We start from the raw sequence: 13,066 nt of genomic DNA on the forward strand, positions 1-13,066 counted from the left end.
TTAGCGCCGATGATAGTGTGGCATTCGCCATGTGAAAGTAGGACACCGCCAGACGCCCCATTGCAAAGCCCAGCTCACTCGAGCTGGGCTTTATGCATTGCATCGTCGTCTGGCGGACGATCCCTTTCCCGTTTCTGCTCCTTGTCTTTCCCTTCTGTCTTGATTTAGTTGCCGCTTGTCCAGCCAGGCTTGCCTGCGTTCGCTTCTCTATACAATCCTGAAAAAACAGCTTAAGCAATGGGAATGGAATGGGCCGGCGAACGACGTTGGGTGGTTTCACCATGGTTGAGCTATTGGTGACCATTGCGGTGGTGGGGATTGGCCTGGCATTGGCGGTGCCGGCGTTCAACCAATTCATCGACACCAATCGTTACCAGGCGTTGTCGCGCGCCTTGGTGGCGGACATGACCAATGCCCGCGCCGAAGCGATTCGCCGTGGCGTGCCGGTGGGCGTGTGCGCGTCGACCGATGGCAGCAGTTGTTCCAATACGGCCAGCAATTGGTCGGTGGGTTGGTTGGTTTTCGCCGATCTCGATGGTAGCGGGGCGCCTTCCAGTAGCGAAATCCTGTCGGTGCATAACCCTGGCGGCGCCGCTGTCGCTTCGAGCACGGTGGCCGGTTTTCGTTTTGCGCCCAGCGGGGAGGCGAGGGGGGCGACGGCCAGCGGCACGCGCCTGACCACCACGCTGCAGATACTGTTTCAAAGCCAGACCACAACGGCCAGCAGTACGGTGCAGGTGGCGCCGTACGGCTTGATCAGCGGGAATTGATATGCGCGCACGGATAAGAGCGGAGGCTGGGTTCTCCTTGCTGGAGGTGCTGATCTCAGTGCTGGTGGTGGCCCTAGGCATGTTGGCCATGGCCGGCATGCAGCTGAAATCCATCCGCGATTCACATGACGCTTATATGCGCAGCCTGGCTTCGGAATTGGCGGTGGAGGCGGCCGAGCGGGTGAGGGCGGCGACCGGCGATCAGGTTTACGCCCTGAATACCGCCAGCAATCAGATGGATTTGAATGGCGCGCTGGGGTGCTACGCCTCCGGGGTGGCGACGTCGGATTGTACCGCCAACAGTTCCGCCACGCAGACCATGGCGACGACAGACACTTCTTACTTTTCATCCTCTGCCAATAGTTTGCTGGGCTCGGGCTCGGTGCAGGTTCTGCTAAAAAAAACGGACGGCAGTTCCGCTGCTACCTTGAGCGCGTGTAGCTACAGCCTGGCAGGGGCTTCCGGCACGGGTACGGCTTGTCAGGTTTCGGTCAGCGTCAGCTGGCAGGAAAAAGCGGCGAGCGGCACCACTCCCATGCAAACCCAGACCTTCGAGTACCGATTCCGATGAAAACCTTGGCGATGCGCAGCCGCCGTGAAGGCGGCATGACCTTGATCGAGCTGATGGTGGCGTTGACACTGGGCTTGATGGTGGTGCTGCTGGTCGGCCAGGTGTTCTATTCCAACAAGACCGTGTTTCGCAGCCAGGCAGCGCAGGCCGAGGTGCAGGAGAAAGGCCGTTTCGCCCTCCGCTGGATATCGGAGCAAGTGCGTCAGGCCGGCTATGTGGACACCACCAAGCTGGCCAATGGCCTGGCCGTCAATTTCCCCGCCAGCGGCACCACATTCACGAGCGCGGGAACGGTGTTGCTGGAGGCGAGCGGCACTTTGAACTACCGCTTTTACGGAAATAACGATAATCAGATCATAGATTGCCAGGGCAGTCCGGTGGCCAGCGCGTCGACGGCTTATAATTTCGCAATTGCCCGTACCGCCAGCGATGTGATGACCTGCACCACGGCGGGCAGCACCAGCACGGTGTTGAGCGGAGTGAAGCAATTGGTGCTGACGTATGGGGTGGATAGCAGCACGACGCCGGATAATATTCCAGAGAGTTATGCGGCGGCGGCAGCGGTTGCAGACTGGACCAAAGTGCATGTGGTGAGGGTCTGCATCCTGGTGGAGTCGGACACTCAGTACACCGCGCCCAGCGGCTACTCCGTGACCGACTGCAATGGCAGCGCCTATCCGGCGGCCGGGGTGTCCAATAATGGCAAGCTGGCGCGTACCTTCCGGACCTCCATCTTCTTGCGGAACAATCTGTCATGACGGCCAAGGCGCAACAGCAGGGGTTTTCATTACTGGTGGCCCTGATCTTCCTGACCGTGCTGGCGATGCTCGGTTTCGGGGCGGTGCGTTCGGCGCTGATGGAAGAAAAACTGGGCGGCAACAATCGCGAACGGGCCATCGCCTTCATGGCGGCGGAAGTGGCGATGCGTCAGGCCGAGACTTATATCGCCACGGCCGACAATCTGCCGGCAAGCGGCACCACGGCGAGCGGCACCGTCGCCGTGTCCAATTCGGCCGCGTCCGCCACCTATACCATCAGCTATGTCAGCACCAGCGGGGGACGAGATTATTACCTGTTGCGGGCGACGGGCTACGGCGGCCGCAAGACCCTGTTGAACACAACTCAGACGCAATTGGAGTCCGTCGTCTGGGTGGAGCAGTAAGGAGACGGAAGATGGCGCGCATCTTGATGCAAGGTTGCTTGAGTCTGATCTTGGCCCTGACCCAGGGAAGCCTGGCCTGGGCGTTGACCATTCCGACCCAGCCCTTATTGCAAAACACTTTGCAAGTGAACCCGATCAATCTGCTGGTGATGGGCAAGAGCCATAATCTGTTTGTCGCAGCTTACAACGACTATACGGATCTGGACGGTGTCGGGATGCCGGACATCGGCTACAAGCCCAAGTCCATCGACTATTACGGCTATTTCGACTCCTTCAAGTGTTACACCTATAGCTCGTCCAGCAGCGCTTTCATTCCCTATGCGACGACCAGCGACAAAACCTGCGACGGCTCGCACTGGAGCGGGGACTTCCTCAACTACGTCACCATGTCGCGCATCGACGTGCTGCGCAAATCGCTGTATGGCGGCAAGCGGGCCAGCGCTTCGCCCGCGACGCTGATCCGCTCCAACATCCCGCTGGACGCCCATGTCTGGGGCAAGTCTTTCGGCAGCGTCATTTCCACCAGCCCCACGGTGTCCTTGGCCTCCTACGTCGATACCACGCTAGGCGTGTCCAAGTATGAAAACGGCGCCGGCACCTCCACAAGCACCATCGCCAGCATGCTGTCGGCGGGCCGCAACATCGTCATGGTGAATATGGATAGCGGCAGCTATCCGGGTACGCCGGTGCTGCGGATCGCGGCGATGGATCCCACCAAGAACGTGATGACGGACTGGGTCAGCACCGAGAGTAACGGTAAGCTGTCTCAGAACTTCACCGCCTTGACCCTGCAAGTGCGGGTGTGCGTGGCGGGCTTGCTGGAGAGCAACTGCAATCAGTACGGCAGCAATTACCTGCCCACCGGTCTGCTGCACAAATACGGCATCAGCAGCAATATGGAGTTTGGCTTGCTGACCGGCTCGTATGACTCGCCGCAGTTGGGCGGGGTGCTGCGCGACGCCATCGGCAAGTTCGGCGACGAATTGAACAGCGACGGTACTTTTAAGGCTGGGGGTACGGCCGATACGATCGACCGCCTCAGGATCAATAAGCCCAGCTCCAGCTACGACACCTCCACCAGCGGCAGCGGCAACTGGGGCAACCCGGTGGCCACCATGTATTACGAGGGCCTGCGTTATCTGGCGGGCAAGAGCGGGCCCAAATTCATCACCGGCACCACCTCGATCGATACCAGTACTTTGGGCCTGCCCAAGATCACCAGCTGGACCAACCCCTATAACGGCAGGGCCTGGTGCACCAAGCCCTTTGTCACCGTGATCAGCGAGGCTTTGACCTCTTACGACAGTCAGATGCCGGGCTCGCCCTGGGGCTTCTCCTACAGCAACGATTTGAGCGGGATGAACGTCAGCCAGCTGGGCAACACCTTGTGGGGTTACCAGTTTGGCAGCGGTAGTAAGAACGTGATGATAGGCGAGGTGTCCGGCGGCACCGCCGACGGTTTGCCGACCAGCAAGCCCGCCTCCAATTTCGATGTCCGCGGCTTGTCGCCGGAGGAGCCGACGCGGCAGGGCAGCTTTTACGCGGCGATGGCCGCTTATTATGCGCGCACCAACATCCTGGTGACGCCGACCAGTCCGCCCAGCGGCGCCACCTTGGCGCCGGTGCGCACTTTCGCGGTGGGGCTGTCTTCGCCCCTGCCCAAGATCACCGTGCCCTTGACCGGCGGTTCGGTGACGCTGGTGCCTTTCGGCAAGGTGGTGATTGGCGCAAGCAATACCTTGACCATTACCAACTTCTTCCTGACCAGCGCGGCCAGCGACGGCAGCTCCTATTCCTTTCAGGTGAACTTCGACGATAGCGAGTTCGGCAGCGACTACGACCTGGATGCTATCGCGACTTATCAGATCAGCAAGGTGGGCAGCAATCAGGTGCAGGTGACGGTCAACTCCACCTATGCGGCCAGCGGCTATGCAAACCATCTGGGTTTCATCATCTCCGGCGTGCAACCCTTGGCCGGGGCCTCCACCGAGAACAAGGCCGGCGCCTACCTGGTGGTGCGCGAGAACGAGTCAAGCAGCGCTACTCAGTGCATAGGCACCAGCAGCGGGCAGTCTGGCTATAACCCGCTGAATTATGGCCTCAGCAGCGGCTCTTGCCGTGTGCTGCCCTTGACCTTTACCGCCACCTTCACGCTGGATCCGACCAAGGGCTCGACTACGCTGTTCGAGAGCCCGTTGTGGTATATGGCCAAATACGGCGGCTTCACCGACAACAAGACCAATCCCAGCAGCCCCAACTCCTTTGACCCGAACAATGTCTGGCAATGGGACGCGGACGGCGACGGCAACCCCGACAATTACTCGCTGGTCAGCAACCCGTCCAAATTGAACGCGCAGCTGGATCAGGCCTTCCAGAACATCAGCAATCAGAACGGGTCAGGTTCGGCCGGGGTGGGCAGCAAGTCCACGATCAGCGGCGATACTTATTACTACGAAGCCTCGGTCAACAGCGCGGACTGGTCCGGGGATTTGAGTGCCCGCAAGATTCTGGTCAGCGGCACCAGCCTGTCCCTGAGCAATCCCTTGTGGAACGCCAAGCTGAAGGTGAGCAGCGACACCGGCCGCCAGATCATCACTTCCAGCGGCGGCATCGGCGGCGGGCAAGCCTTCCAGTGGTCCAGCCTGAACACCGTGCAGCAGCAGGCTCTGCGGGCGTCCTCGTCCGAGCTCAGCTCAGTGACGCAAAGCCGGCTGACTTATCTGCGCGGCAGCCCGGCGAACGAGGGCTACGGCAGCACCCAGTTCCGGCCGCGGCCCGCCACCAAGCTGGGGGACATCGTCAACTCCTCGCCGGCTTACATCCCGGCACCGGCGAGCGGCTCCAGCGATCCGAACTACAGCAGCACCAGCTACCAGTCCTTTGTGACGAGCAAGGGCAGCCGTTCCTCCATGGTGTACGTGGGCGCCAACGACGGCATGCTGCATGGCTTTCAGGCTACCACCGGCGCAGAACTGCTGGCCTACATCCCCTCGCCGGTGTTCGGCAACCTGAACCTGCTGGCCAGCAATTCCTATACCCATAACTTCTATGTCGACTCGACCCCGGTTGCCGTCGACGCCCAGATCGGCAGCACCTGGGGCAGCTATCTGGCCGGCGGCCTGGGCGCGGGCGGCAAGGGCTTGTATCTGCTGGATATCACCAATCCGGACGCCTTCAGCGAAAGCAGCGCCGCCTCCATCGCCAAATGGGAGTTCAACGCCACCAACGATCTGGACATGGGCTATGTGTTCGGCGCGCCGCAGATCATCAAACTCAATGACAACAAGTGGTATGTGGTCAGCCACAACGGCTACAACAGCACCAACGGCGACGCCGCCCTGCTGATTCTGTCGCTGGATTCCAGCGTCAGCTGGGTCCTGAACAGCAATTACTACAAGCTGTCCACCTTGTCCGGCACCGCGGTGTCGCCTAACGGCCTCTCCACCATCGAGCCGGTGGATCTGGACGGCAACGGCACGATAGACGTGGTCTACGCCGGGGATCTGAAGGGCAATATGTGGAAGTTCGACCTCAGCTCCGGCACGCCGTCCAATTGGAAGGTGGCCTTGAACCGCGTGCCCTTGTTCAGCGCCAAAGACAGCAGCGGCGTGGCCCAGCCCATCGTGCTGGCGCCGGTGACCGCGCCCATGCCGGTCAGCAACGGCGTCACCTCGGCGAGCAATAGCAACCGGATTGTGATGTTCGGCACCGGCAAATACATAGAAAGCTGCGACAAGACCAGTAGCTGCACGCCGGAATCCAACAGCCACAGTGTGTACGGCATTTGGGACTGGGGCGCGCCGGTCTGCGATCGCCGTCTGTTGTTGCAACAAACCCTATCCACCAATGTAATCAGCGGCACCACTTACCGGCAGGCCACCAATACCTCGATCAGCTGGAAAGACTACACGCTGGCCAGCGCGACGGCGAACCAGAGCTGCTCGACGCAGTACGGCTCGATCAGCTCCACCGCCGGCAAGTTGGGCTGGTACGAGGATTTGAACATCAGCGGCGAGCGGGTGGTGGGGATGCTGAACTATTATTCGAAGACGCTGGAATATCAGACCTATATCCCTTCTTCGGATACCAGCGATATTTGCACGCCCAAGGACGCCGCCTATATTCTGCGGGTGCAGTACGATAACGGCGGCGCCGGGATCAAGCCCAAGCTGGCGGACACCGTGGCGCAGACGACGGACTCCTCCGGCAACTACAAGCCCATCATCGGCAAGCAGATGGGCGGCTCGTTGGGCACCACCGATTTTGTCCTGAGCGGCAAGGTCTACTCGCTGTCCAGCAGCACCACGGGCAGCACCTCGATCACGGGCTGGAACTTGGGGCGTAGCTGGAAGCGCGTCACCTGGCGCGAACTGACCAATAACTGAGGATGGGGAATGGGATATCGCAGCAAAGCGGCGCGGCGGACACATCGCGGCTTCACCTTGATAGAGCTGATTGTCGTGGTGGCCATTATCGGCATTTTGGTCAGCATCGCCTTGCCGTCGTACACCAACTACGTGCAACGCACCTATCGGGCCGAAGTGCAGACCGAGCTGCAAGCCATCGCCCAGGCGCAGGAAAAATACTTCACGCTGAATAATGCTTATGCCTCCTCGCTGACCGCGCTGAGCTACGCCTCCTCCAGCATCAGCAGCCAGGACAACCGCTACACCATCACCATGGGCGATCTGAGCGCCTCCGCCACATTGGCCAACGGCCAGGGCTATACCTTGCAGGCGGCCCCGGCCGGCGGGCAGGTGGGAGAGAGCTGCGGCACGCTGAGCCTCAATAGCCTGGGCAGCAAGAGCGCTGCCAGCGGCACCGTCAGCAATTGCTGGCGCTGAGGGCGAAACGAGACAGCCGCGGACCGGAGTCCGCGGCTTGGCTAGCGGCAGCGGTGGGGGGCTGTGGTATCCTTCGCAACTTGATGTCCATGGGGGCGTGGCCGCCCATGGACGATTGCCGAGTTTGAAGGAAGCCGATGTCCTACCCGACACCTTTGTTCGAAAATAAAATCTGCACTCAGGAACAGCTGGCGGACAAGCTGGCGGCCTTGCCGCGCCCCATCGTCTTCACCAATGGCTGCTTCGATATCCTGCACCGCGGGCATGTGACCTATCTCGCGCAGGCGCGCGCCTTGGGCGCCAGCCTGGTGCTGGGTTTGAACACCGACGCCTCGGTGCGCCGTCTGGGCAAGGGCGACGACCGGCCCATCAATCATCAGGACAACCGCGCGGCGGTATTGGCCGCCTTGGAAAGCGTCAGCCTGGTGATCTGTTTCGACGAAGACACCCCGGCGCAGCTGATAGAGCAGGTGCGTCCCGATGTGCTGGTCAAGGGCGGCGACTGGACGCCGGACAAGATCGTCGGCAGCGCCGAGACGCTGGCGCGCGGCGGCCAGGTGCACTCCATTCCCTTCCTGTTCGACACCTCCACCACCTCCACCTTGAATAAGATTCGGGCCAGCGAGGCCGGCCGGTGAGCGAACACGCTTTCGCGGTGCTGCGCCGTCTCGCCGACGGCCGTTTCCATTCCGGCGAAGACATCGCCGGCGAACTGGGCTGTTCCCGCACCCTGGTCTGGCAGGCGGTGCACGCCATCCAGCAAGACCTGGGCGTCACCGTATTCAGCGTGCGCGGGCAGGGCTATCGCTTGGAAGCGCCGTTTGAATGGCTGGACGTGTCGGCCATCCGCGACGGCCTGAGCGAGGCGGCGGCGGATACCTTCACGCTGGCGGTGGCGGAGCGCACCGACTCCACCAATTCCCAGCTGCTGGCGCGCGCCGCCAGCGGCGGCCTGCACGGCCTGGTGTTGGCGACGGAGCTGCAAACCGCCGGCCGCGGGCGCTTGGGGCGGCGCTGGCAGGCGCGGCTGGGCTCGGGCCTGACGTTCTCCCTGCTGTGGCGCTTCGACCGCGGCCTGTCCCAATTGGCCGGCCTGTCCCTGGCGGTAGGGGTGGCCTTGGCTCGGACGCTGCGGCGGCTGGGCGCGCCGGTGGCCTTGAAGTGGCCGAACGATGTGTTGTTGAACGAGCGCAAGTTGGCCGGCATCCTGATAGAACTGTCCGGCGACGCGCTGGGCCCGACCGCGGTGGTGATCGGCATCGGCATGAATGTGGGCGAACCGGGCGAAGTGGATCAGCCGGTGGCCTGTTTGGCCGAGGCGGGCGTCAAGCTGGCGCGCAGCGCGTTGCTGGCGGAGCTGCTGAACGAACTGCACCGGGTGCTGAGCGATTTCGACCGTCATGGCTTCGTGCCCTTGCGGCAGGAGTGGATGAGCTTGTCCGCGCATCAGGACGCGCCGGTCTGCCTGAGTTTTTCCCATGGCGAGCCGGTGCAGGGCGTGGCGCGCGGCGTGGCCGAGAGCGGCGCCCTGCTGGTGGACACCGCCGACGGCGTGAAGACGTATCACGCCGGCGAGGTCAGTTTGAGGAAACTGGCATGAAGTTGTTGATCGACGCCGGTAATAGCCGGGTCAAATGGGCGGTGCATGATGGCCGTGACTGGCTGGGGCAGGGCGCGGTGGAGCACGGCGACATCGCCAGCCTGGCTGAAGTCTGGCGACAATGGCCGATCACGGCCGCCTGGGGCGCGTCGGTGGCGCGGGCGGAGGCGGCGCAAGCCTTGGAGGCGGCAACGCCCTGTCCCTTGCGATGGGTGCGGGCGGAAGCCGGTTTCGGCGGTGTGCGCAACGCCTACCGCAACCCGGCCGAGCAAGGGGCCGACCGCTGGCTGGCGGTGCTGGCCGCGCGGCAACTGCATAGGGACGACTTGATCGTGGCCTGCGCCGGCACCGCGCTGACCGTGGAGGCCTTGACGGCCGAGGGTGATTATCTGGGCGGGCTGATCGTGCCCGGGCTGAAGCTGATGTTGAGCAGCCTGGCGCGCAACACCGCCAATCTGGACCGTTCCGCCGGCGTGGTGACGCCGTTCCCGCAAGGCACGGAAGACGCCTTGGCCAGCGGCGCGGTGTACGCGCTGACCGGCGCGGTGGAAACGCAGCGTCGGCAATTGCAGGCGCATACCGGACGCGCTCCGGTGCGGGTGCTGTTGACCGGCGGCGACGCGGCGCGCTTGGCGCCTTGGCTCGCCGGGCCGGTCGAGATCGTGGATAATCTGGTGTTATTGGGCTTATTAAGAGTGGCCGACGAAAAATGAAGTGGTTTCTAGCCTTGGTCGTGGTGCTGAATTTGCTGGTGGCGATGTATGGCTCGTTCAAACAGCGTCCGCCGGCGGACGTGCGGGCGCAGGAAGTGAGCCCGGAACTGGTCAAGCTGCTGCCGGCCAATTGGAAGCCGAACGCCTCCGCGCCGGCCGCGTCCGCCCCGGCGGCGGAGCCGCTGCGCGAATCTTCCGCGCCCAAAGCGGACAAGCTGGCCGCGGCCAAGCCTAAGGCCCAGGAAGCGTCCGCGCCGAAAACAGCGGCCGCCAAGGCGGAGGTTGCCAAAACGGAGACCGCCAAGCCGGAGCCCAAGGCCGAAACGGCCAAGCCGGCGGAAGCCGCCGCGGCCTGCCTGCAATGGGGGCCGCTGGACGACAAGCTGCTGGCCAGGGTCAAGGGCGGTGTGCCGCAGCTCAAGCTCAAGGCCGGCCAGCTGAGCGAGGCCAGCAAGGAAGAAACCGCCGGCGGCGGGCGCTTCTGGGTCTATTATCCGCCGCTGGCCACCCAAGCGGAGACGTCGACGCTGTCGTCGGAACTGAAGGGTAAGGGCTTTGACAACTACATCGTCAAGAACGACGACTTCAAAGGCCATCTGTCGCTGGGCCTGTTCGGCAAGGAAGACGCGGCCAAGGGTCTGGCCGCGCGGCTGAAGGCGGCCGGCTACGACAAGGCGCTGGTGCAGCAGAAGGGGCAGAAGGCGAGCAAGACCACGCTCAGCTTCAAGACGCTGGACGCGCAGCAGGCCGACAAGCTCAAGGGGCTGCAAAAGCGGCTGACGCCGGGAATCGGCCTGAAATCCTGCGGATGAGACGGATAGTCTTGATCTGACCGCTTGCCAGCGCCGGCGCGGCGATGCACTATCAAGCATCGCCCCAAGCGGGCGCAGGCGCAGGTCTTCATTTCTCCGATGACGGCGGCCTCTGGCCGCCGTTGTTCATTCTGTCAGCAGGATATGTCCAGACGAAGCAACATCACCCGGCTGTTGGACCGGGGCCGTTTCAATGACCGCACCTTGCGGCATTTGGGATGGTCCATGGCCTTCATCGCCGGCGCGCTCAACGCCGGCGGTTTTCTCGCCGTGCACCGCTATACCTCGCACATGTCCGGCATCGTGTCCGGCATGGCTGACGAGTTCGCGCTGGGCGAGGTGACGCTGGGCCTGTCCTTGCTGGTGATGCTGCTGTGCTTCATCGCCGGCGCCATGCACAGTTCCTGGCTGATTCTGTGGGCGCGCCGGCAGCGTCTGCGCGGCGGTTACGGCGTGTCCATGATGGAAGAGGCCGGCCTGCTGCTGCTGTTTGGCCTGCTGGGGGCCGCGCTGTCCTTACACAAGGGCTTTTTCACCCCGCTGACCGTGATGCTGCTCTGCTTCATCATGGGCATGCACAACACCATCGTCACCAAGCTGTCCGGCGGCCTGTTGCGCAGCACCCACATGACCGGCATCGCCACCGACATCGGCATCGAGCTGGCCAAGCTCAGCTACTACGGCCGGGAAAGCATGCCCAAGGTCAAGGACGTGCGCGCCAACCGCGTCAAGCTGCGCACCTATCTGCTGATCCTGCTGTCGTTTTTCGGCGGCGGCGTGGTGGGCGCGCTGGGCTTCAAGCATATGGGATACAGCTTCACCCTGCCGCTGGCGCTGCTCTTGTTTCTGCTGGGGCTGCGCCCGGTCTGGTACGACGTGAGACTGCGTTTTCGGCTGTGGCGCATCCAGCTGGAAAGCCATTGATTCGATTGGCTCTTGTGCGTGCGCGCGCATCGCGGCAAACTTCGGGGTTCCGCCCCAAGGGGGGCGGCAGCCTCAAGCCGTCGGCTGTGCAAGATGGACGGTAATCGTCGGGACGCCTGAGCCCGGCGTACTCTCTCGCGGAGAGTATTCATGAGCGAAACCATTTACGGCGACGGCGCGATCCGCCGTCAGGGCCTGTACGGCTCTTCCATTGAAAACACTTATGCCGGCGTGCTGTCCTTCATGCGCCGCAACTATAGCCGAGATCTGACCGGCGCCGACGTGGTGGTGTCCGGCATTCCGCTGGACCTGTCCACCACCTTCCGCTCCGGCGCGCGGCTGGGTCCGCAGGCGATCCGCGCCGCCAGCGTGCAGCTGGCCGAGTTGAGCCCCTTCCCCTGGGGCTTCAACCCCTTCGACGATCTGGCCGTGATCGACTACGGCGATTGCTGGTTCGACGCGCATAATCCGCTGACCATCAAGCCCTCCATCATCGAGCACGCGCGCACCATCCTGGCTTCCGGCGCCAAGATGCTGACCTTCGGCGGCGACCATTTCATCACCTACCCGCTGCTGATCGCGCACGCGGAGAAATACGGCAAGCCGCTGGCGCTGCTGCATTTCGACGCGCACTGCGACACCTGGCCGGACGACGAGCCGGACAGCCTGAACCACGGCACCATGTTCTACAAGGCGGTGAAGGATGGCCTGATCGATCCGAAGAAGTCGGTGCAAGTGGGCATCCGCACCTGGAACGACGACTTCATGGGCATGAATGTGCTGAACGCGCCCTGGGTGCACGACAACGGCGTTGACGCCACCATCGCGCGCATCAAGGAAGTGATCGGCGACAGCCCGGTCTACCTGACCTTCGACATCGACTGTCTGGACCCGGCCTTCGCGCCGGGCACCGGCACCCCGGTGCCGGGCGGCCTCAGCAGCGCTCAGGCTTTGAAGATCGTCCGCAATCTGGGCGATCTGAACATCGTCGGCATGGACGTGGTGGAAGTGGCGCCCGCGTACGACAACAGCGAGGTGACCGCCCTCGCCGCCGCGCATCTGGCCTGTGACATGCTGTGCCTGATGCGCAATAAGAAGCTGGCCGGCACGCTTTGAACCGTTGACGCATGCAAGAACGCCGCTCTCATCAAGCGGCGTTTTTATTTGCGCGGAACCAGGACCAGGCGCGCGCCGGCTGCGCCGCCGGCTCGCGCCGCAGCTCCATATAGCGTTCGCCGTCGCGCAGTTCGGCAAAGCCCAGCCGGCGGTAGAACGGGCGCGCGTCGCGGGACACCAGCAGAAAGCGCCGCAGCTGCTGCAGCTCGGGGTGGGCCAGCGCCGCCTCCATCAAGGCGCGGCCGACGCCGAGGCGACGGGCCTCGGCCAGTACGAACACATCGGACAAATAGGCGAAGCTGGCGTAGTCGGTGACGATGCGGGCAAAGCCCAGTTGCCGTTGTCCGCGGTAGGCGCCGAACACCAGCGAGTGCGCTATGGCCTTGTCCAGCTGCTCCGGCGTCAGGCCTTGCGCCCAATGGGTTTGAGACAGGAAGCGCTGAATCATGTCGCGGTCCAGCCGGCCGCGCTCGCAGCTGATCTCCAGATGGGCCATGGCGGCTCCGTGCGATGACGACGCCGCCAGTATCCGCGCTCGGCATCACCGCCGGATG

At 63.1% G+C, this 13,066-nt stretch carries 13 protein-coding genes; 12 read left to right on the forward strand and 1 reads right to left on the reverse strand.

Going from position 1 to position 13,066, the window contains the following annotated elements; translation table 11 throughout:
- Nucleotides 1-248 precede the first annotated feature (248 nt).
- From QUG03_RS14330 to speB, 12 genes are all read left to right on the forward strand, one after another.
- Nucleotides 249-770 carry a GspH/FimT family pseudopilin gene (locus QUG03_RS14330; protein WP_256477325.1) on the forward strand — a complete coding sequence of 174 codons (522 nt, stop codon included), beginning with the start codon at nt 249-251 and terminating at the stop codon, nt 768-770.
- 1 nt (nt 771) lies between these two features.
- A complete protein-coding gene (pilV, locus tag QUG03_RS14335; RefSeq protein WP_371926178.1) occupies nt 772-1,341 on the forward strand; it encodes a type IV pilus modification protein PilV in 570 nt (189 codons plus the stop codon).
- Nucleotides 1,338-2,099, forward strand: a complete 762-nt coding sequence (locus tag QUG03_RS14340; protein WP_500820291.1) for a PilW family protein — start codon at nt 1,338-1,340, stop codon at nt 2,097-2,099. Before pilV ends, QUG03_RS14340 begins: the two co-directional genes overlap by 4 nt.
- Entirely contained in the window at nt 2,096-2,503 is a 408-nt protein-coding gene (locus QUG03_RS14345) for a pilus assembly PilX family protein (RefSeq protein ID WP_107801150.1), read from the forward strand. The genes QUG03_RS14340 and QUG03_RS14345 overlap by 4 nt, the downstream gene beginning before the upstream one ends.
- Before the next feature lie 11 nt (nt 2,504-2,514).
- Nucleotides 2,515-6,888 (forward strand): pilus assembly protein, encoded by a 4,374-nt coding sequence (locus QUG03_RS14350; RefSeq protein ID WP_500820292.1) that lies wholly within the window; start codon nt 2,515-2,517, stop codon nt 6,886-6,888.
- 9 nt (nt 6,889-6,897) lie between these two features.
- Nucleotides 6,898-7,347, forward strand: coding sequence for a type IV pilin protein (locus QUG03_RS14355; protein ID WP_107801148.1), 450 nt, complete (start codon nt 6,898-6,900; stop codon nt 7,345-7,347).
- Between the two features lie 137 nt (nt 7,348-7,484).
- Nucleotides 7,485-7,985: a D-glycero-beta-D-manno-heptose 1-phosphate adenylyltransferase gene (gene rfaE2, locus QUG03_RS14360; RefSeq protein ID WP_235085091.1), complete on the forward strand. Its 501-nt coding sequence runs from the start codon at nt 7,485-7,487 to the stop codon at nt 7,983-7,985.
- Nucleotides 7,982-8,947, forward strand: a complete 966-nt coding sequence (locus QUG03_RS14365; RefSeq protein ID WP_227106353.1) for a biotin--[acetyl-CoA-carboxylase] ligase — start codon at nt 7,982-7,984, stop codon at nt 8,945-8,947. Before rfaE2 ends, QUG03_RS14365 begins: the two co-directional genes overlap by 4 nt.
- Nucleotides 8,944-9,660 carry a type III pantothenate kinase gene (locus QUG03_RS14370; RefSeq protein WP_500820293.1) on the forward strand — a complete coding sequence of 239 codons (717 nt, stop codon included), beginning with the start codon at nt 8,944-8,946 and terminating at the stop codon, nt 9,658-9,660. Before QUG03_RS14365 ends, QUG03_RS14370 begins: the two co-directional genes overlap by 4 nt.
- The gene (locus tag QUG03_RS14375; protein ID WP_235085086.1) at nt 9,657-10,472 is read left to right on the forward strand and encodes an SPOR domain-containing protein; all 816 of its coding nucleotides are present in this window, start codon (nt 9,657-9,659) and stop codon (nt 10,470-10,472) included. Before QUG03_RS14370 ends, QUG03_RS14375 begins: the two co-directional genes overlap by 4 nt.
- A 144-nt stretch (nt 10,473-10,616) precedes the next feature.
- A complete protein-coding gene (locus QUG03_RS14380) occupies nt 10,617-11,396 on the forward strand; it encodes a YoaK family protein (protein ID WP_107801143.1) in 780 nt (259 codons plus the stop codon).
- A gap of 150 nt (nt 11,397-11,546) precedes the next feature.
- The gene (gene speB / locus QUG03_RS14385) at nt 11,547-12,512 is read left to right on the forward strand and encodes an agmatinase (RefSeq protein WP_107801142.1); all 966 of its coding nucleotides are present in this window, start codon (nt 11,547-11,549) and stop codon (nt 12,510-12,512) included.
- 31 nt (nt 12,513-12,543) lie between these two features.
- Here speB and QUG03_RS14390 read toward each other — a convergent pair whose 3' ends face one another.
- Complete coding sequence (locus QUG03_RS14390) at nt 12,544-13,008, reverse strand: GNAT family N-acetyltransferase (protein ID WP_227106360.1); 465 nt, start codon at nt 13,006-13,008, stop codon at nt 12,544-12,546.
- Between the last annotated feature and the right edge of the window lie 58 nt (nt 13,009-13,066).

Source organism: Chromobacterium sp. CCUG 30098 (assembly GCF_059916605.1).